The 1077-nt window shown below is 51.6% G+C and carries 1 rRNA gene; it reads right to left on the bottom strand.

The window, feature by feature from the left end:
- Nucleotides 1–1077 (bottom strand): 23S ribosomal RNA (locus tag ACRXB1_RS36630); the annotation flags it as partial.

Below are 1077 nucleotides of genomic sequence, written 5' to 3'. Positions count from 1 at the left end.
TCATCTCGCCCACCTGTGTCGGTTTGCGGTACGGTCTTGTTAAACTGAAGCTTAGAGGCTTTTCTTGGAACCACTTCCGATTGCTTCTTCACCTAAGTGAATGGCCTCGTACCCTTGAATTCCGCGCCCGGATTTGCCTAAGCGCCTTCTCCAATACAAGGACCGGGACTTCCAACACCCGGACAACCTTCCGCGATCCGTCCCCCCATCGCATTTAACAATGGTGCAGGAATATTAACCTGCTTCCCATCAGCTACGCATTTCTGCCTCGCCTTAGGGGCCGACTCACCCTACGCCGATGAACGTTGCGTAGGAAACCTTGGGCTTACGGCGAGGGGGCTTTTCACCCCCTTTATCGCTACTCATGTCAGCATTCGCACTTCCGATACCTCCAGCACACTTTTCAATGCACCTTCACAGGCTTACGGAACGCTCTCCTACCATGCGAGATAAATCTCGCATCCGCAGCTTCGGTATATTGCTTAGCCCCGTTACATCTTCCGCGCAGGACGACTCGATCAGTGAGCTATTACGCTTTCTTTAAAGGGTGGCTGCTTCTAAGCCAACCTCCTGACTGTTTTAGCCTTCCCACTTCGTTTCCCACTTAGCAATATTTGGGGACCTTAGCTGGCGGTCTGGGTTGTTTCCCTCTTGACACCGGACGTTAGCACCCGATGTCTGTCTCCCGTGATTGCACTCTTCGGTATTCGGAGTTTGCTATGGCGTAGTAATCCGCAATGGACCCCACAACCATGACAGTGCTCTACCCCCGAAGGTGATACACGAGGCACTACCTAAATAGTTTTCGGAGAGAACCAGCTATTTCCAAGTTTGTTTAGCCTTTCACCCCTATCCACAGCTCATCCCCTAATTTTTCAACATTAGTGGGTTCGGTCCTCCAGTACGTGTTACCGCACCTTCAACCTGGCCATGGATAGATCACTTGGTTTCGGGTCTACGCCCAGCAACTGAACGCCCTATTCGGACTCGCTTTCGCTACGCCTGCCTTAATCAGTTAAGCTTGCTACTGAACGTAAGTCGCTGACCCATTATACAAAAGGTACGCCGTCACCCCTT

It is taken from the genome of Caballeronia sp. M23-90 (assembly GCF_053574605.1).
Note: the sequence above shows the minus strand (reverse complement) of the source record. Positions and strands in the feature narration are given on the sequence as shown.